The 18,796-nt window shown below is 42.2% G+C and carries 14 protein-coding genes; 11 read left to right on the top strand and 3 right to left on the bottom strand.

Annotation, left to right across the window (positions count from 1 at the left end; all coding sequences use genetic code 11):
* Nucleotides 1–100: 100 nt before the first annotated feature.
* On the top strand, nt 101–1,432 hold the full coding sequence (locus tag HUN01_RS17745) for a P-loop NTPase fold protein (RefSeq protein ID WP_181932361.1): 1,332 nt from the start codon (nt 101–103) through the stop codon (nt 1,430–1,432).
* A gap of 116 nt (nt 1,433–1,548) precedes the next feature.
* A complete protein-coding gene (locus HUN01_RS17740) occupies nt 1,549–6,597 on the top strand; it encodes a WD40 domain-containing protein (RefSeq protein ID WP_181932360.1) in 5,049 nt (1,682 codons plus the stop codon).
* A 124-nt stretch (nt 6,598–6,721) separates the two neighbouring features.
* Here the strand turns inward: HUN01_RS17740 and HUN01_RS17735 are convergent, their stop codons facing one another.
* Entirely contained in the window at nt 6,722–7,069 is a 348-nt protein-coding gene (locus HUN01_RS17735) for a hypothetical protein (protein ID WP_181932359.1), read from the bottom strand.
* A gap of 775 nt (nt 7,070–7,844) precedes the next feature.
* Here HUN01_RS17735 and psbO point away from each other — a divergent pair.
* The 8 genes from psbO to HUN01_RS17695 all read left to right on the top strand — a co-directional run bounded on the left by psbO (nt 7,845) and on the right by HUN01_RS17695 (nt 15,483).
* Complete coding sequence (psbO, locus tag HUN01_RS17730; RefSeq protein WP_181932358.1) at nt 7,845–8,681, top strand: photosystem II manganese-stabilizing polypeptide; 837 nt, start codon at nt 7,845–7,847, stop codon at nt 8,679–8,681.
* A gap of 764 nt (nt 8,682–9,445) precedes the next feature.
* A complete protein-coding gene (locus HUN01_RS17725) occupies nt 9,446–10,222 on the top strand; it encodes an RNA polymerase sigma factor SigF (RefSeq protein WP_181932357.1) in 777 nt (258 codons plus the stop codon).
* 166 nt (nt 10,223–10,388) lie between these two features.
* The gene (locus tag HUN01_RS17720; RefSeq protein WP_181932356.1) at nt 10,389–11,240 is read left to right on the top strand and encodes a hypothetical protein; all 852 of its coding nucleotides are present in this window, start codon (nt 10,389–10,391) and stop codon (nt 11,238–11,240) included.
* A 2-nt stretch (nt 11,241–11,242) separates the two neighbouring features.
* Nucleotides 11,243–11,494, top strand: a complete 252-nt coding sequence (locus HUN01_RS17715) for a hypothetical protein (RefSeq protein ID WP_181932355.1) — start codon at nt 11,243–11,245, stop codon at nt 11,492–11,494.
* A 400-nt stretch (nt 11,495–11,894) separates the two neighbouring features.
* Entirely contained in the window at nt 11,895–13,178 is a 1,284-nt protein-coding gene (gene glyA / locus HUN01_RS17710; RefSeq protein WP_181932354.1) for a serine hydroxymethyltransferase, read from the top strand.
* 117 nt (nt 13,179–13,295) lie between these two features.
* Nucleotides 13,296–14,546, top strand: coding sequence for a competence/damage-inducible protein A (locus tag HUN01_RS17705; RefSeq protein WP_181932353.1), 1,251 nt, complete (start codon nt 13,296–13,298; stop codon nt 14,544–14,546).
* Nucleotides 14,547–14,647: 101 nt separating this feature from the next.
* On the top strand, nt 14,648–15,259 hold the full coding sequence (locus HUN01_RS17700) for a hypothetical protein (protein WP_181932352.1): 612 nt from the start codon (nt 14,648–14,650) through the stop codon (nt 15,257–15,259).
* A gap of 2 nt (nt 15,260–15,261) precedes the next feature.
* Nucleotides 15,262–15,483, top strand: a complete 222-nt coding sequence (locus HUN01_RS17695; protein WP_181932351.1) for a type II toxin-antitoxin system HicB family antitoxin — start codon at nt 15,262–15,264, stop codon at nt 15,481–15,483.
* Nucleotides 15,484–15,588: 105 nt separating this feature from the next.
* Here HUN01_RS17695 and HUN01_RS17690 read toward each other — a convergent pair whose 3' ends face one another.
* Nucleotides 15,589–15,966, bottom strand: a complete 378-nt coding sequence (locus HUN01_RS17690; protein ID WP_238846305.1) for a hypothetical protein — start codon at nt 15,964–15,966, stop codon at nt 15,589–15,591.
* A gap of 436 nt (nt 15,967–16,402) precedes the next feature.
* Here HUN01_RS17690 and HUN01_RS17685 point away from each other — a divergent pair, with 436 nt between their 5' ends.
* Nucleotides 16,403–17,197: an LmeA family phospholipid-binding protein gene (locus HUN01_RS17685; protein WP_181932723.1), complete on the top strand. Its 795-nt coding sequence runs from the start codon at nt 16,403–16,405 to the stop codon at nt 17,195–17,197.
* A 150-nt stretch (nt 17,198–17,347) separates the two neighbouring features.
* Here the strand turns inward: HUN01_RS17685 and HUN01_RS17680 are convergent, their stop codons facing one another.
* Nucleotides 17,348–18,739 (bottom strand): UDP-glucose dehydrogenase family protein, encoded by a 1,392-nt coding sequence (locus HUN01_RS17680; protein ID WP_181932350.1) that lies wholly within the window; start codon nt 18,737–18,739, stop codon nt 17,348–17,350.
* Nucleotides 18,740–18,796 lie beyond the last annotated feature (57 nt).

Here is an 18,796-nt window from a genome sequence, read left to right as displayed (position 1 = left end):
GCAAGTTAATCGTATGTCTACATCCCGGATAGAGATTACTTGTATAAAAAATACGAATTAAACTGCATCTACACACACGTCTACATACACCTCTACATACATGAAAACGACATTAAATTTGTCACGTTTTTATAAAGCATGTAACCCAAGCTACACGCTAAATACAAGTAACGTGCTAGATCGTCAGTATTACATAGATTTTGCTGATGTCCGTGGTTGCAAGATCGTCGAAGAATTGCAACGGACTATCATTCGGATTTCTCCTGATGAGCCAACCTGTCAGTTATTTACGGGTCACATTGGCTGCGGTAAGTCAACGGAATTGCAGCGCCTCAAGACAGAACTAGAAGTGGCGGGATTTCATGTAGTTTATTTTGAGTCCAGTCAAGACTTAGACATGGCGGATATTGATGTCAGCGATATTCTGCTGAGTGTAGCCCGTCAAGTCAGTGCCAGTTTAGAAGCGATTAACATCAAACTCAAACCCGGTTACTTTACCAATTTGTTTAAAGAAGTAGGCGATTTTTTGCAAAGCCCCATAGAGCTTTCTGGACAAGCAGAATTGTCTTTGGGTATTGCCAAAATTACTGCCAAAACCAAAGATAGCACCCAGATGCGGAATCAACTGAGGCAATATCTGGAACCACGTACCAATAGTATTTTGCAGGCGATTAACGAAGAAATTTTAGAAAAAGCTGTTGAACAGCTAAAGCTCCGGGGTCAAAAAGGACTGGTAGTGATTGTAGATAATTTGGATCGAGTAGATATGCGTCCCTTAGCATCGGGGCGATCGCAACCAGAATATCTCTTCATCGACCGAGGTGAACAGTTACGCCGACTCAAATGCCACCTAGTTTACACCATTCCTCTAACATTAATTTTCTCCAATGAGTACGAGACACTAAAAAATCGCCTGGGGGGAGGGATTGCACCAAAAGTACTGCCAATGGTATTGGTGCGGCAAAGAGATGGCAGTGACTACGAACCAGGGATGTCACTAGTGCGCCAGTTAGTTCTCGCAAGAGCTTTTCCAGAAGTTCCTTTGAATAGCAGGCTTTTATTAATTACAGAATTATTCGATCATTCCCAAACCTTGGATCGTCTATGTCGCGTCAGTGGTGGTCACATTCGTAACTTATTGGGTTTACTTTATAGCTGCCTGCAACGACAAGATCCACCTTTTTCTAGGGACTGCTTAGAAGCCGTGATTAAAGACTACCGCGACGATCTGCTATTAGCTATTGATGAATCCCAGTGGGAATTATTGTTTGAAGTAGTGCAGCAGCAGAGAGTTAAAGGTGAGTCGGACTATCAAAGCTTACTAAGAAGTATGTATCTGTTTGAATATCGCGATCCTCTAGGACGCTGGTTTGGTATCAGTCCAGCCTTGGCAGAAACAGAAAAAGTTTTAGCTTGGCAACAAAACAAGTAACACTGCTGGGTAAGTCATTTGTCATTAGTCATTTGTCCTTTGTCATTTGTCATTGGACTAATAACTAATGACCAATGCCCCATTCCCAATGCCCTATTCCCAATGCCCAATAAGCAATGACTAATGATAAGCAGCTACGCGTCTACACCAAAGAAAATCAGCATACTTTGCAAAGACTGATTAGAGCGATCGCGCTTTCCGAAGGTCAATTTGCCCTGATTTTAGTTCGATGTAACTATGGGCAATTACGTGAGCAAATGTTAGAGAATATTCGCTCCATCACCAAAGACATCAACATCAGAGAAATCGTTCTCAATCCATCAACTACTTCTTTACACACCACAATAGTCTCAGAACTATCTTTAGATAATCCTGCCGTCCTGACAGACTCTTTGCCATCTGCTGTGATGGTTTTTGATATTGAGTCAATTATCGACCTGGAAAACTTACTTACAGGCATCAACCAAGCACGAGATATCTATGCCGCAACTTTTCCATTTCCAGTGGTGTTGTGGCTACAAGATGAAGTCGCATCATTGCTTTCAAGATTAGCGCCTGATTTCAAAAGCTGGGCTGCAACCACGATTAAATTTGAAATGACCAAAGCAGATTTAATTGCTTTGATCCACCAAGAAGCAGAATCTCTATTTGCCAAAGTTTTAGAAGCAGGTGCTGAAACATTTTTATCTAATGCTTTTCTAGATTTAGATCCTAAGTCTCAACACCGCCACGAAATAGAATCAGCCCGTAATGATTTGCTGCGCCTATATGGCGTTCAATTAACACCAGGATTAGAAGCAAGTTTAGAGTTTGTCTTGGGGCGAGATAAATACGCCAACGATCAAATTAATGGTGCTTTAGCCAATTATCAAAGAAGTCTAGCATTATGGCAGCAAGAAACAAAGAGAGTAGCGGAATGGGAGAGTAATTCTTCTTTCCCCCTTTCATGTCCTCACCCTACCCCTCCCTCGTCTTTACTCAAGCAAGCAATAGTACTATTTCATCTGGGGCTTTGCTATCACCGAATGGCAGACTTATACCAGAATACTAACAGCTATTGCGAACATGCTCTCTTGTGGTTTAAACAATGCTTGGAGCTATTGGATGAGGTACAAAGAGAAGACTTAGTTGCTAAATTCATTTTGCCTGCTTGTGAAATGCTGCAACGTTTACAAGCCTGGGATGACTTAAAAGAATTAGCTCAAAAGTCATTACATCTACATAAAACTTATGGAACTCCTGCACAAATTGCTCAAAATTATGGATTTTTGGCAAATGTAGCGGCTTCTAAGTCAAATTGGTTACTAGCTCATGAATTAGCAAATACAGCACTTTCTATCGCCGAAGAAGCAACAGAAGTTTATCTACGAGATGCTTTGCGAACACGCCGACAAGAAAGTTGGTATCTTCTCTTGCTAGCACGTGCACAGCGTCATCTGGGTGAGTGGGAGGAGGCTATCAATAACCTGGAATGGGCGAGGGTAGTTTGTGAGCTACAACATCAGCCATCACTTTACCTAGAGATTTTAGAGGAACTGCGATCGCTTTACTTTTTTGAGCGTCATGACTATACAGAAGCCTTTAAGCTGAAGCAAGAAAAAATTCAAATAGAACACCAGTATGGCTTTCGTGCCTTCATCGGCGCAAGTCAATTGCAGCCGCAACGCCCCAGAATTAACCCAGTACTGGAACCTCATAAAATTCCGTTTATTCCTGAAGAGATCGCTCAAGAAATATCTGCTTCTGGACGCCAACAAGATGTCAATCGCTTAATTGAAAGAATTACCCGCGCTGACTACAAACTTACAGTAATTTATGGGCCATCAGGTGTAGGTAAAAGTTCGATTCTCAAAGCTGGTTTAGTCCCAGCACTTAAGGGAAAAGTTATCGGTGAACGAATTCCTATACCTATTGTTTTGTCTGTTTATACTGATTGGATGACAATCTTGATCAGCAGTATTAATCAAGCACTGGTATATACAGGAATATCGCTTAATCTTGACTCTACACCAACTATACTGCTAGAAAAAATTCGGTTAGCATCTGAACGCAATTATACAATAATACTCATACTAGACCAATTTGAAGAATTTTTCTTTGTTAGTAATCCTCCCACACAAAGAATAGAGTTTTATAAATTTTTTAGTGAATGTTTAAATATTTCTTATGTCAAAATCATTCTTTCCTTACGAGAAGATTATTTACATCACTTGTTAGAATTTGAACGATTGAGCCAAAACAATAGCACTGGATTATATGATTTAGGCGTAATTAATAAAAATATTCTCGATAAAGATATTCGCTACTATTTAGGAAAATTCTCTAGCCAGGATGCAAAATCTATCATTCATAGTCTTACTCAACGTTCACATTATGATCTGAGTAATGAATTAATTAACCGATTAGTGCAGGACTTAACAGGGGAACTAGATGAAGTAAATCCAATTGAATTACAAATAGTTGGCGCCCAACTACAAATAGAAAACATTACCACACTTTCAGAATATAAACTTTGTGGTGGCTCGGCAAAATTGGTGGAACGCTGGCTTGGAGAAGTTATCAAAGACTGTGGTCAAGAGAATGAAGAGTTAAGTTGGAAATTATTATTTGAGTTAACTGATGAAAAGGGGACACGACCTTTAAAAAGTAAAGCTGATTTAGCGGCGGCATTAGTTAATAATCATGAAATATATACGATATTAAATTTTGACAAAGTTGGGGAATTGATTTTAGAAATATTGGTAGGTTCAGGGTTGGTATTGCGAGTCAGAGAAGAGTTAGGCGATCGCTACCAGTTGGTTCATGATTATTTAGTTGAACCAATTCGCCAAAAGAACAACTATGGTATGCTCGCCGAATTAGAAAAAATAAAATTTGAAAAAACTAGAGCTGAAGTAGCTCAAAAACTCAGTCAAAAGCAACTTAATTTGGTATTGCAACGGCGACTGCGGGAAGCACGGTTAGCAGGTGCAATCCTGGCAATTATGGGGGGAACAATAGCAGCATTATGGTGGCAAGCCGACTTACAGAAAAGAGCAGCAGTCCGCCAAACTCTACGAGCTGAACGCAGTGAAACCAACTTGCAAATTAGTGCGATCACTGCTGCTAGTGAAGCTCTGTTTGCCTCTAATAAAGAATTTGATGCCCTATTAGAAAGTTTGCGGGCTTGGAGAGCACTTAAACAGGCTGATGGAGTGCAACCAGATACCCGAATGCGGGTGGTAACAGCCCTGCAACAGGCAGTTTATGGAGTAACGGAGGTTAACCGCCTGGAAGGGCACACTGATATTGTCTGGGGAGTAACTTTCAGCCCGAATGGTCAGTTGCTAGCATCAGGTAGCCGAGATCATACGGTGAAACTTTGGCGTCCTGACGGTACCTTACTCCAAACCCTCAAAGATCACACTGATGCTGTCACTTGTGTAAGTTTTAGCCCTAATGGTCAAACCCTAGCCTCCGCCAGCCTCGACAAAACAGTGCAAATCTGGCACAAAAACCCGGTTACTGATAAATTTGACCCCAAGCCACATACAACCCTAAAAGGACATGGAGATTGGGTTTATAGCGTTAATTTCAGTCCTGATGGCGAATTGTTAGCTACTGGAAGTAAGGATAAAACTGTAAAACTCTGGCGCAAAGACGGTAGCTTAGTAAAAATACTGAGGGGACATCGAGGGTGGGTTAACTGGGTAAACTTCAGTCCCGATGGTCAATTTGTTGCCTCGGCCAGCGACGACAAAACAGTGAAAATCTGGCGACGGAACGGTAGCCTCGTTAAAACTTTGCAGGGACATCAGCAGGGTGTGGTTGTAGCTGTTTTCAGCCCGGACGGTAAATTGTTGGCATCAACAGGTAGAGACAAAACAGTAAAACTTTGGCGGCGGGAAAGTAACAGTACTAAAGACGGTTTTGAATATCGTCCTTACAAAACTTTACGGCAGCATAGCAGTACAGTGTGGAGTTTGAGCTTTAGTTCCGATAGTAAAAAGTTAGCTTCCGCAGGTGAAGACAATACCATAAACCTCTGGAGTAGCACTGGTACCTTACTCAAAACCTTTAAAGGACACAGCGATGCAGTTGTTAGCATTGCTTTCAGTCCAAATAAAAAATTGCTGGCTTCAGGAAGTTTTGACAAAAGCGTGAAATTATGGAGTTTAGATGCCCCAACACCGTCTATTCTTAAAGGACATCAGGATCGAGTTTTGAGTGTTACTTGGAGTCCCAACGGTCAGATGCTAGCTTCTGGTAGTAGCGATCGCACTGTAAAACTCTGGCAAAAAGACACCAGCAGTGGTGAGGTCAAAACCCGACTGTACAAAACTTTAGTAGGGCACACAAATAAAGTTCCTAGTGTCAGTTTTGACCCAAAAGGTGAAATGCTGGCTTCAGGAAGTTATGACAAAACTGTTAAACTTTGGCGGCTTGACGGTACTTTAATCATGACTCTCTACGGGCATACTGATAGTGTGATGAGCGTGAATTTCAGCCCTGATGGTCAGTTTTTGGCATCAGCTAGCAAAGATAAAACGGTGAAACTTTGGAACCGTGAGGGCAAGTTGCTCAAAACCTTAGTAGGGCATCAGGGTTGGGTAAATAGCGTGAATTTCAGCCCTGATAGTCAGATTTTAGCCTCTGCCAGTGATGACCAAACTGTGAAACTTTGGCAGCAGGATGGTACTTTGCTCAAAACTTTCTCGCCCCATGATAGTTGGGTATTGGGTATCAGCTTTAGTCCCACTGACGAGTTACTGGCTTCTGCTAGCTGGGATAACACCGTGAAACTGTGGCGACGGGATGGGACGTTGTTAAAAACCTTATTAAAAGGTTATAGCGATAGCGTTAATGCCGTGACTTTCAGTCCCAATGGTGAATTGCTTGCAGCTGCCAGTTGGGATAGTACAGTGAAACTTTGGAGCCGTGATGGCAAATTAATTAAAAGTCTTAATGGGCATCGCGCTCCGGTGTTAAGTGTCAGTTTTAGTCCAGATGGTCAAACATTAGCATCAGCTAGTGATGACAACAAGATAATTCTGTGGAATTTACACCTTGATGATCTGCTTGTTCGTAGTTGCAACTGGGTGGGTGATTACCTCAAGCACAACCGCAATCTTGAGGAGCGCGATCGCTTTCTTTGTGATGGCATAACCTTTACAAACCCTTTTTAATTACGAATTACAAATTACGAATTACGAATTAGGTTGAAGCCTCAATGGGCAACCGCTCTTGGTTTAGCGGTTGATGAGGCGATCAGAGTTGTTAATTCAGAGTTAGAAATTTATTTCGAGATAATCAGCTAAAGGAGCGATCGCTCTCCAGAACTTCATGGTTATTTTCTTCGGGAGCCTCTTTTGGCAAATTCGCTAAAAATGCTTGTAATCTCATGCGCTCAATGTAAGGCCAGCCTCCCTCAGACTCAATATCTTTCAGCAGCGAGTAGAGTTGGCGACGGTTAACAGGCAAACTCTCTTGAAAAACCCCATCCCGAATTTCTCGGTGTAACTGTTCCAATTGGCGCAGCAAAGCTAAAAGAGCTACAGTATCGCCTTGACAACCCTGGACTGCATCATACACCACAGTTGCGATCGCTTGCACTTTACAGGACAACTCCCCTGATTCAATATTTTTGTTATCGTTCATGCCACCCTTTCCGTATAAATGAGGTCAACTCAAATTTACCGGAGATTTTTAATTTTCCCTAGTTTGTTCCTTGTCCCCTGTCCCCTCACTTCCCCTAGTCAGGGTTGAATATAACTAGATTTGTATCTTTATCAAAAGTAATTGCGATCGCTCCTAAAAGAGCATAATAACCTTTAGCATAGCCTCCACAGCAGCTAGATGCGATCGGTACGAGACTTTCTTGGATTTTGAGTACTTTGATTTTGAGTTAAAAAAAATCGTATGATCTGGCTGATTTACCCATCAAACAATGGGCTGTATGTAGTGGCGTCACATACATGATACAAAAAGACTTGGGCGACGCCGCTTTTGCCATAAGCAAAAGCAAAGTGCGAAACAGACACCCCTCTTCGCACTCTTCGAGGCAAGCATTTATGCTTCTCTGTGTGAGGCTTACTCATCCACCCGCCCAACTCTAACAAATGCCCCAACAGTAAAACTGCTGGTTTTTTGCTCCCCTAGTGACACACATCCAAAATGGATGCAGTGTGCTACTAAGTCTGGGGTTTACATCCCACGCTCAAGAGAGCGACACGTTTAACTACGTTTAGCAGAGAAAAGTTTGAGCAGTGGCTGACAACCTAAACACCCGAACACTTGCTTAAAATCTGGAAATCAGAGCAAAGCCGTGTCCGATCAAAGGTAGCTTTTCGCAGAGTAGCGGCTTCTCATCAGAGATCAAAGCTTCGATGCAGTTTTACAACTTAGATATTAATTTTTGAGATTGAGGTTGACCATGAGGTATCGCGCTTTAATTGTTGCATTCTTGGCTTTGTGCCTGGGGCTAATAACTGCTTGTAGTGATGCTCCTGCTAGTAGTAGTGGTAGAGATGTACTTACTTACGATCAAATTCGCGGCACTGGCTTGGCTAATAAATGCCCCCAACTAGCAGAAACAAGCCGTGGTTCCATTCCCATTGATTCTAGCCAGTCTTATGCCATCAAAGAACTTTGCTTAGAGCCAACTAGCTTCTTCATCAAAGAAGAACCTGCTAATAAACGGCAAGAAGCAGAATTTGTTGCTGGCAAATTATTGACCAGATATACTTCCACCATTGACCAAGTGCAAGGTGATCTAAAAATCAACTCAGATAATAGCTTGACCTTTACGGAAACTGATGGTCTTGATTTCCAAGCCATCACTGTGCAGCTTCCTGGTGGTGAGCGAGTACCTTTCCTCTTCACCATCAAAAACTTGGTTGCTCAAAGCCAACCCAGTTTGACCAGTATTAACACCTCTACGGACTTTGAAGGCACCTTCAAAGTTCCTTCCTATCGTGGTGCTGCCTTCCTAGATCCTAAAGGTCGTGGTGTCGTCAGTGGCTACGATAATGCCGTAGCACTCCCCGCCCAAGCAGATGATGAAGAACTTACCCGCACTAACGTCAAGCGTGCTGAAAATCTCAATGGCAAGATTTCTCTGCAAATCGCTAAAATAGACAGCTCTAGCGGTGAAATTGCTGGTACTTTCGAGAGCGAACAGCCATCTGATACAGATTTAGGTGCTGGCGAACCTAAAGAAGTTAAGATTCGCGGTCTATTTTATGGACGGGTTGAACCTACTCGTGGCTAAATCTTTGGAAGTAAGGCAAATAACTGGCACTCAGAATGACAATTCTGTAAGTATCAGACTTGATCACAAAAGTTAACTTATCTACCCTCTTGAAAAAAGAGGGTAGATAGTTTTTTTACAAAGATGGGGAAAAGTTAAAGCCAAGCAAAATTGTGGGCGAAATAGCTCTAGCAATTGGGAAAATTTTGATCCCTCAATTTTGAGGGTCACTTGATTCATCCCTTTCACTTTTCCTTTTCATTAAAAGACTATAGACTTAAGTACGAAAAAGGGCGAGATGCCCTTTTTTTATTGGCTTACGTAAATATACATAGTATTCTTTTAAATTATTTAGTAATTTTTATTTATTGGATAAATCTCTGTTGAAGAGACACGTAATTTTACTGTAAATATAACTTTTACTATTCCAACAAAAACCCGAATACTGTTGTTTTGTTTCTATAAATTAACTTCATCATTAATTAATTCAAGTTAAGTACAATCTCGGTTTGATATTTAGTGATTAATTTTATATTTTATTCCTATGTAGTTCTCAAAAAAACTACAGATCATACCAAAGATAAATAACCATCTAAATACCAATTTCGCTCATTTAAATTTTGCTCTATTGTCAAGCAATCTATGGATTTTTGATAGAAAATATTTGTTATCTACCATAGTATTTGCTCGGAAATATAGCGCGATATTGTCTTTGATATCGTGCGATCGCAGCTTAATTTAAAAGCGAATAATTGATTCTTTATTTGCTCAATAAACCCGGTGCTATGCCTACCACAGTCACCACTGAACTAAAACACGAAATTTGGCAGTTGTTGCGAGAATATCAGCAATCTCCGTCAGAAAATATCCGTAATCAACTGGTAAAACTCAATTTTGGACTTGTGAGAAAAGAAGCTCACTACTGGACAAATCAATGTCATGAAACCTACGATGATTTGCTCCAGGTTGGATGTTTGGGTTTAATCAGAGCTATTGAAAGATTTGAACTTTCCAAGGGACATGCCTTCAGTTCCTATGCTCTTCCTTATATTCGGGGTGAAATTCAACACTATCTTCGAGATAAAGGCGTCACCGTGCGAATTCCTCGGAGATGGTTAGCACTCCAACAGCAAGCAATAGGAATATCACGTTCTTGGCGTGAAAAACATAATCGCCAACCAACCGACTCGGAATTAGCAGCAGCACTAGAAATTTCTCCAAATGAATGGCAAGAAATTAAATTAGCATGGGTCAATCGCGCTCCCTTGAGTCTCGATGTGCCAATCCAAGATGGAGAAGAAGGTTCTACCTGCTTGGGAGAATTGGTTCCAGATCCTCACTATCGCAGCTTTCAACTGGCACAAGAAGACCAACTTCGCTTACAACAAGCATTGGTTCAGCTAGAAAAACGCACCCGCGATGTGTTGGAATGTGTGTTTTTGCAAGATTTAACCCAAAAACAAGTTGCAGAACATCTGGGTATCAGTGTAGTTACGGTTTCCCGTAGAGTCAAGAAAGGCTTGGATTTGATGAAAGAGCTTATGGGTGTGGCTGAGGACTAACTGCAAACAAACACCAAGCCGCAGTTATGCTGAGTAGGCAGTGCTAAAAATAACCCTTGAAATGTAAAAAATTAGGTTATAAAGGGAACATACTTTGCCTTTAATACACATTTCAGGCATGTTGATTTCCATGTTTCAATTTTCCAATGGCTTTTGAGAACAGCTCATGGGCAGAACTTCAAAAATTACAATTGCAGCTATTTTAACCTTGGCGATCGCTGGATGTGCTTCTGAAGATACACAACAAGCAATCAATCCTGCACCAATTCCCAAAATAGCCACAAAGTCGCCACCAGCGGCTCAATCCTTTAAGAATCCAGTGATACCTGCCAAACAGGTTTCACAAGTTAATCCTGCGTCTGCTAACTTGATTCAATCCACTAATGCTACACAACGGGCACGAGAACTTGTGGTATCAAAAGATCGAAGTGACCCCTTTACACAACTTTTCGGGCAGACGTTTTCCGGAATGCCTCAAACGTCTAGAAGACCTCTTCCCGTGTTGCCTAAGTTACCTACTGCATCACTAGCAGTACGAAAACTTCCAACACGTAGCATAGCTTTAAATCCAAAGAAAAATAACGTTTCTTCTGTAGCAAGAAAAGTCAATCCTACCTTGACTTCAGTCTTACCCAAGGTTTTGCCTCAAGTTGTCCCCAACCCTACTTTAGCCTCTGTATTGCCACCACCAGCACAACCTGAATTAGCAAGGGCAGTGGTTGTGACTGGTGTAGTTCTAATTAGTAAGGAACCACAGGCAATTATCAAAGTACCCGATGAGCCAACAAGTCGCTATGTACAAGCGGGACAGCGATTGGCAAATGGCGTATTGATTAAACGTATTGAAATGAATCAGGGCTACAACCCCATCGTGATTTTGGAACAATTTGGTATTGAAGTTGCCAAAATGGTAGGGGAAGGGGCTGTCACCTCAACGCCGTCAGCTGCATCTGCTACCGGCAATCCTATTTCAGTGACAACGCCTCCCCAAAATTCTTTTAATGTGGGAGCTTCATAAAAATGGAGAGTAAGGAAAAAATTGAATTCGCTAGTTTGCCTTTAGCTGTCTATAGAGAAATAGCAGCGCATTTACATCAAGTCGAAGGGGTGGAAGTGGATTTAATTCCCCAGTCATCCCAGCAGTTTGATTACAATCAAAGTCAAATTGCTGGTTTGAGCCTCTCGTGGACAGCAAACTCTGGTTCAGAAAGTCGGCAACGAGTTAACCAGATTTTGGCTTACTATCAAAATCGCTATATGAATCCTATTTGATTTTTTGATTTGTGAGAATTGCAACCCGCAGAACCCCGACTTCTTTAAAAAGTCGGGGTTCTTGTTGTTCATGAATGATTAAGTAGGGCAATATTGTCTGAAGTTCTTTTTTATCCCCGAAAGGCAACTAAATGCCTTTCTCTCTTTCTCATAAAGAATACTGTCTAACGACCTCACAACACGCAGCAAGGTGAGGATTTCAAAAAGCAAGGTTATGATTATTAATGCATTAATCGAGCTTGGGTCTAATAATAAATAAGTTGGCATAAATAAACCTCAGAGTACGGAGACGATTGATCGCCTCTGGACAGCAGTCAAAAACTATTGCTCTTGACTGTTATTTAGGTGCTGTATCCAACCCAAATCAGCCGTTGTACAAATTTCCATAAGGATAATTGAAGTGACTAGGACTAATTCAGACTTTCTTTCCTCCAGTGATCCAGCGATCGCGGAGTTAATCAACGACGAACTACAGCGTCAGCGTGACCACTTGGAGTTGATTGCTAGTGAAAACTTTACCTCCGCCGCTGTACTGGCGGCTCAAGGTTCGGTACTGACAAATAAATATGCCGAAGGTTTACCTGGTAAACGCTACTATGGCGGTTGTGAGTTTATCGACAAAATCGAGCAAGTAGCGATCGACCGTGCTAAACAGATATTTGGTGCTGCTCATGCGAATGTGCAACCCCATTCTGGCGCACAAGCCAATTTTGCAGTGTTTCTGTCGCTACTGCAACCAGGAGACAAAATTATGGGGATGGATTTGTCTCATGGGGGACATCTTACCCACGGTTCCCCTGTAAATTTTTCAGGTAAGTGGTTCCAAGTTAGCCACTATGGTGTCAGTCAACAAACAGAACAACTTGACTATGACCAAATTCGAGAGCTGGCGCTAAGGGAGCGTCCTAAGCTGCTGATTTGTGGTTATTCGGCTTATCCTCGTATCATTGACTTTCAAAAGTTCCGTAGTATTGCTGATGAAATCGGCGCTTACTTACTTGCCGATATTGCCCACATTGCTGGTTTAGTTGCTAGTGGTCTTCATCCCGATCCCATTCCTCATTGTCACGTAGTAACAACAACTACACATAAGACTCTACGCGGCCCTAGAGGTGGTTTAATTTTGACTGGTGACGCAGAACTAGGTAAAAAGCTAGATAAATCTGTTTTTCCTGGTAGCCAAGGCGGGCCATTGGAACACGTCATTGCTGGTAAGGCTGTAGCTTTTGGAGAAGCCCTCAAGCCTGAGTTTAAAACCTATTCTGCCCAAGTGATTGAAAATGCTCGTGCTTTGGCCGAACAACTACAAAATCGGGGTTTAAAGTTGGTGTCTAATGGCACGGATAACCATTTAATATTAGTAGATTTACGCTCTGTCAATCTAACTGGTAAGCAGGCGGATCAGCTAGTTAGTACCGTGAATATTACTGCTAACAAAAATACTATTCCCTTTGATCCACAATCGCCATTTGTTACCAGTGGTCTGAGGTTAGGTTCTCCAGCCATGACCACGCGGGGCTTAGGAGTAGGAGAATTTACCGAGATTGCAAATATTATTAGCGATCGCCTACTTTCTCCAGATTCCGACGTAGTAACCCAAGATTGTCGGCAACGGGTAGCGGCATTGTGCGATCGCTTCCCCTTATATCCTCACCTGGAAATTCCTGTACCAGCACTAGCATAATTGGGCATGGGGCATTGGGCATGGGGCATGGGGCATTGGTAATAGTTCTTCTCCCCACTCCCCATTCCCGATTCCCCACTCCCCATTCCCGATTCCCCACTCCCCATTCCCAATCCAATGAGCGCAGAAATTATTTGTGTTGGTACTGAACTGCTGCTAGGAGATATCCTCAACGGCAATGCTCAATTTTTGGCGCAACAATTAGCGCAGCTAGGTATCCCCCATTACTATCAAACAGTGGTTGGGGATAACCCAGAACGGTTGAAAGAAGTTATAGAAATTGCTATTTCCAGAGCGCAAATTCTCATTTTTACTGGTGGACTCGGCCCGACACCAGATGATCTCACCTGCGAAACCATCGCCGATTTTTTTAAAGTCCCGTTGGTAGAACGCTCTGACATCATCGAAGACATAACCCAGAAATTCGCCCAACGTGGTCGGGTTATGTCACCAAGTAACCGTAAACAAGCTTTGATTCCCCAAGGTGCAGAAATTCTCCCCAACCCCACTGGAACAGCACCCGGCATCATTTGGCAACCTCGTCCTGAAATTACTATTTTCACCTTTCCCGGTGTTCCCAGTGAAATGCACCCGATGTGGGAAGAAACAGCCGTCCCATTTCTCAAAAGTCAAGGTTGGGGTAAAGAAATTATTTACAGTCGGAGTTTAAAGTTTTGGGGTATTGGTGAATCGGCTTTGGCGGAAAAGGTTGCTTCCTATTTGAAGTTGCCAAATCCCACAGTAGCACCTTACGCAGGTAAGGGGGAAGTAAGATTGCGAGTCTCTGCTAAAGCAACTTCAGAAGCAGCCGCAGAAGAACTAATTGCGCCCATTGAGAAACAACTTAAAGAAATCGCCGGACTGGATTTTTACGGCGTTAATAATGATACTCTTGCTTCCGTGGTCGGTCAGCTGTTGCGGACATCAAAAGAAACGCTTTCAGTCGCAGAATCTTGCACTGGTGGCGGTTTAGGACAAATGTTAACTGAGATTTCTGGGAGTTCTGATTACTTTTGGGGTGGAGTAATTTCTTATGACAATTCGGTGAAGGCTGGGCTGCTGGGGGTTAACCAGGAAGATTTAGATAAATTTGGGGCGGTAAGTGCGATCGTTGCAGAGCAAATGGCAATTGGGGTAAAAACTCGACTTGCAACCACTTGGGGATTGAGTATTACTGGTATTGCTGGCCCAACTGGAGGGACGGATACTAAGCCAGTGGGTTTAGTTTACGTTGGTTTAGCTGGGCCAGACGATGAAGTGGCAAGTTTTGAGTATCAGTTTGGCACAGTGCGAGGACGCGCTCTAATTCGTCATGTTAGTGCGAATGCAGCGTTGGATAATCTGCGGCGGAAGTTGTTAACGAGGTAGGAGGCCTATTATGTTTGTCATACAAGTTGTATGACAATCGAACCTATTGAAAATCTGATGTTATTTTAAAAAGCTCAATTACGAATTACGAATTATCAAGTATGAGCAAAACTCCCATCCTTCAACCAAATCACTCATACACTTTCAGAAACTATTTTGAGATGTCATTCGAGCCAGAAGACATCCTGGCTGAATTTGGCTATTCTTTAAAACGTTCCTCTCTCAATCACCAAAAGTCCACCATTGAATTAGATAGACTCGTAAATCTCAAATCTAGGATTGAGGAGAGTTTGCCATATATTAGCTTGACTAGTGAAGCAGCCCGCAGAGAGTTACTAATTGCCCCAATTTTATTGGATATTGTTCATTACACCCGTGCCCAACTTAGAATTGAATATCCTCTTATAGTTACAGAACAATTAAAAGGTTCCCTTGACTATTATCTTCATACAGACCATAAGCTCTTGGTTGTGGAAGCTAAAAATGCTGATTTGGCAAGGGGCTTTACCCAGCTTGCTGTAGAACTGATTGCTATTGATGCGTGGACTGATTCTCAAGAGGCAAATTTACAAGGGGCTGTTTCTACAGGGGATATTTGGCAATTTGGTCTACTGAATCGAGAAAATAAACAAATAACTCAAGATATCAACTTATATCGTGTTCCTGCTGATGTAGAAGACTTGCTGCGTATTTTGGTTGCGATACTGAGCTAAGGATGAAGCACTATCACATTAATATTTTCTACAGTGAAGAAGATGATGGCTACATTGCTGATATTCCTGATCTGAAATATTGTTCAGCATTTGGTCTAACTGAAGAAGAAGCACTTCGTGAAGTCTTGCAAGCAAAAGCAGCATGGTTAGATGCTGCCAAAGTGGAGAGTAAAGAAACTCCTGAAGCGAGATATCGACCTGCAATTTATCAGATAGCTTCATGATTAATGGATGTGCTGCGATGTCTAACGACAAGCCGCTCCGCGTCTACGCACTTTTGCGTAGAGATTGCGATCGCTTTTTGTAAAAAAATAACATCAATATTTAGGTTATTTGATTGCAGCCAAATCACAGTTTAATTTTTTGTTAATAGAATCTATAACCTTAGCTTCTGCTGGTGTAACTACCCCATCTGAATGAGCAATTTTTTGACATTGAGCCAGTAAGGGTACTGCAAAATCACTATTAATTTGCTCAAGTAAGGTTTCTAAAGATAGTGGAGATTTGATATGAGAAGCGATCGCATCGATTGAGGCAGGACTAAGGTTGGCAGCTTGTAATTCTAGCAAAATATCTTCCCAAGATTTATCTGGATTACCTGCTAAAACAATGTGAACCAAAATCTGATCCATAATCTTTTCTTGAGAAATAGCGGCTTCGAGAAATTTTCCGCTCTCTAGTTGAGCATCTACTAATGTTGCCTCCAAAGTTAATGGATTCTGCTATTCCCACTACTAATTCACAAGTAACATCTGATACAATTACCTTCAGCATAATCAATTATGGGATCGCTTGCTGTATTCTTCACAGTTTTTTATCAAAGTACATTCCTGGCTTGAAACTATTTTTAACAGAGATGCGATCGCTTCCTCTCTTTCAATCAGTCAAGTTCTCAAAATTCTTTCTCATCAACTTTATCAGATGTCAGGAGTGCTTGTGAACTATGGGCATGTTCAGCATGGCTCTGATTGTGCATTCTAGCATTGAGATTCTTTAATATAGTCAGTAATATTTGACACATTTAGCTATTTGCCATCAGCTATCCTATGCCTAACCATCAGCACAATTAATCACGGGATCGCTTGCTGTATTCTTCACGATTTGTTACAAAAGTACAAAGAACTTCTAGAGACTAAAAACCACATGTTCGGCGGACTTACTGGTTTACAAGATCCTAAAGGCACTGATTGGGGAGAGCGGATGCTCAACACAGTCGCCAGCCAAACGATTCGCCACCTGTTTACGCAAAGCGAGTCAGTAGAAGTCTTTGTGCGCTGCTACCCCTCCAGCAAACTGTTGCAAGGCAGCATTGATAGCTTCAAAATGAGCGGTCGTGGCTTGGTGATTCGGAAAGATTTCGCGGTTGAGGAGATGTCTTTTGAAACCGATGCGGTGGCTATTGACTTCGGCTCGGTTTTAAGTGGCAAACTTAGTCTTAAGCAACCCACTCAAGCGATCGCTCAAGTCATATTATCAGAAGCAGGCATCAACCAAGCCTTTAATGCGGAACTGGTGAAAAAGCGTCTGCTTAACCTCTCCGTACCATCCCTGACAGCATTATCTGGCGGTGAACCAGTCTCATTTACGGATGTCCAGGTACAGCTATTGCCAGAGAATCGTTTACAGCTTGTAGCAAAAGCAGATTTAAATAATGGCGAACTCGTACCCCTGAGCATGATTTTAACAGTAGCTATTGAAAGGCGGCGGCGAGTTTCTTTCAAAGATCCAAAAATTCAACTTGACCAAGTGCCAGAAGCACAACGAGAAATCTCGCAAACCTTGAGCGTAGCGCTGGTAGAAATTTTAGATAATATGGTTGATCTTGATCGTTTTGACCTTGATGGAGTGAAAATGCGGCTCAATCGATTAGAAACTGAAGGTCAAAAACTTATTTTCAGTGGATATGCTGAAATTGAACGTGTTCCAAGTAGCTCTTGACACAGCCTTGCACGTAAAAATACAAAGTTAAGCTTTAAACAAATTAAATACCGCCTAGATGAATCTAGGCGGTAGTTTAAATATTTAGGTTTTCAAAGGAGTTAGAAGTTAGTAATTAATTTTTATTTATCACTCCTAACTCCTAACTCTCTATCTTCCCACGCCTACATATTGGAATCCAGCCCGGATCATTGCTTCGGGGTCGAGGAAGTTACGACCATCAATGATAACTGGGTGGGCCATCAATTTTGCCATCTTCACATAGTCGAGAGTGCTGAACTGCTGCCATTCGGTGACAAGTACTAAGGCATCACAGCCGTCAGCAAGTCTTTCGGCATCGGTTTCTACTAACACCCCAGAAAGCCCATGACGCATACCTGTTTGAGAAATAATAGGGTCGTAGGCTTTGACTTTGGCTCCCAGTCTGTTTAGCTGCTCAATTAGGATGAGTGCTGGGGCATCGCGCAAGTCGTCGGTATCTGGCTTGAAGGTCAGTCCGAGTAGTCCGACTGTTTTGCCTTTGAGAATTTTCAGAACTTGTTGGAGTTTCTCCAAAGCAATCAACCGCTGACGTTCATTGACACTAACAGCAGCTTTCATTAGCTGGGCTTCATAGCCATAATCATCAGCAGTGTGAATTAGAGCCGAGACATCTTTGGGGAAACAAGAACCACCCCAACCAATACCAGCTTGTAAAAACTTGTTACCAATGCGGGAGTCTAGACCGATACCCTTGGCTACTTGGGTTACATCAGCACCGACGCGATCGCAAATATTCGCAACTTCGTTAATAAAACTAATCTTAGTGGCTAAGAAGGCATTAGCGGCGTATTTGATCATCTCCGCCGAGCTCAGGTCTGTTGCCAAAATTGGTACAGGGGGTAAAGATTGATCATCAGCGTACTTGCGTTCCACAATTGGGGCATAGAGTTGTTGCATTAAGGCTACTGCTCTTTGGCTATTGCCTCCTAGTACAATGCGATCAGGGTTAAAGGTGTCGTGAACTGCCGAACCTTCGCGCAAAAACTCTGGATTGCTCACTACATCAAATTCAGCTGCAAACTCAGTTAATTTCTCATCACTGGGTACGCCACCTGCGGGTATCAGTGTTTTCTGCCGCTCTGCAATCCCATCTAAAACAAGCATCCGCACCCAGTCACCAGAACCAATGGGTACTGTAGATTTATTCACTATGACTTTGTAACCACCGTTGAGGTTTTCCCCAATACCACGGGCTACAGCTTCGACGTAACGAGTATCACTTTCACCAGTAGGTAAAGGTGGTGTTCCCACAGCAATAAACAAAATTTCCCCGTGGTCTACTCCGGCGGCGAGATCGCTAGTAAAATGAATTTTCTCTGCTTGAATGGCAGACTGCATAATTTCTGAGAGTCCTGGCTCAAAAATTGGGGACTGCCCAGACTTCATTAACTTAACTTTTTCTTCGTTGTTGTCTACGCAAATTACATCATGCCCAATATGAGCCAAGCAAGCACCTGTAACTAAACCAACGTAACCAGTACCAATCACGCAAACACGCATTTTTTAACTCCTCACTTTTTTGGGATTAGTCTTCAAAAAGAAGTTCTCAATTTGACA

The sequence above is a fragment of the Nostoc edaphicum CCNP1411 genome, assembly GCF_014023275.1.
Taxonomy (GTDB): Bacteria; Cyanobacteriota; Cyanobacteriia; order Cyanobacteriales; family Nostocaceae; genus Nostoc; species Nostoc edaphicum_A.
This window is presented reverse-complemented; position numbering and strand designations above follow the sequence as displayed.

Coding starts and splice junctions, on each gene's coding strand:
- HUN01_RS17745 (WP_181932361.1), top strand. CDS start 101: ATGAAAACGACATTAAATTTGTCACGTTTTTATAAAGCATGTAACCCA.
- HUN01_RS17740 (WP_181932360.1), top strand. CDS start 1,549: ATGACTAATGATAAGCAGCTACGCGTCTACACCAAAGAAAATCAGCAT.
- HUN01_RS17735 (WP_181932359.1), bottom strand. CDS start 7,069: ATGAACGATAACAAAAATATTGAATCAGGGGAGTTGTCCTGTAAAGTG.
- psbO (WP_181932358.1), top strand. CDS start 7,845: ATGAGGTATCGCGCTTTAATTGTTGCATTCTTGGCTTTGTGCCTGGGG.
- HUN01_RS17725 (WP_181932357.1), top strand. CDS start 9,446: ATGCCTACCACAGTCACCACTGAACTAAAACACGAAATTTGGCAGTTG.
- HUN01_RS17720 (WP_181932356.1), top strand. CDS start 10,389: ATGGGCAGAACTTCAAAAATTACAATTGCAGCTATTTTAACCTTGGCG.
- HUN01_RS17715 (WP_181932355.1), top strand. CDS start 11,243: ATGGAGAGTAAGGAAAAAATTGAATTCGCTAGTTTGCCTTTAGCTGTC.
- HUN01_RS17705 (WP_181932353.1), top strand. CDS start 13,296: ATGAGCGCAGAAATTATTTGTGTTGGTACTGAACTGCTGCTAGGAGAT.
- HUN01_RS17700 (WP_181932352.1), top strand. CDS start 14,648: ATGAGCAAAACTCCCATCCTTCAACCAAATCACTCATACACTTTCAGA.
- HUN01_RS17695 (WP_181932351.1), top strand. CDS start 15,262: ATGAAGCACTATCACATTAATATTTTCTACAGTGAAGAAGATGATGGC.
- HUN01_RS17685 (WP_181932723.1), top strand. CDS start 16,403: ATGTTCGGCGGACTTACTGGTTTACAAGATCCTAAAGGCACTGATTGG.
- HUN01_RS17680 (WP_181932350.1), bottom strand. CDS start 18,739: ATGCGTGTTTGCGTGATTGGTACTGGTTACGTTGGTTTAGTTACAGGT.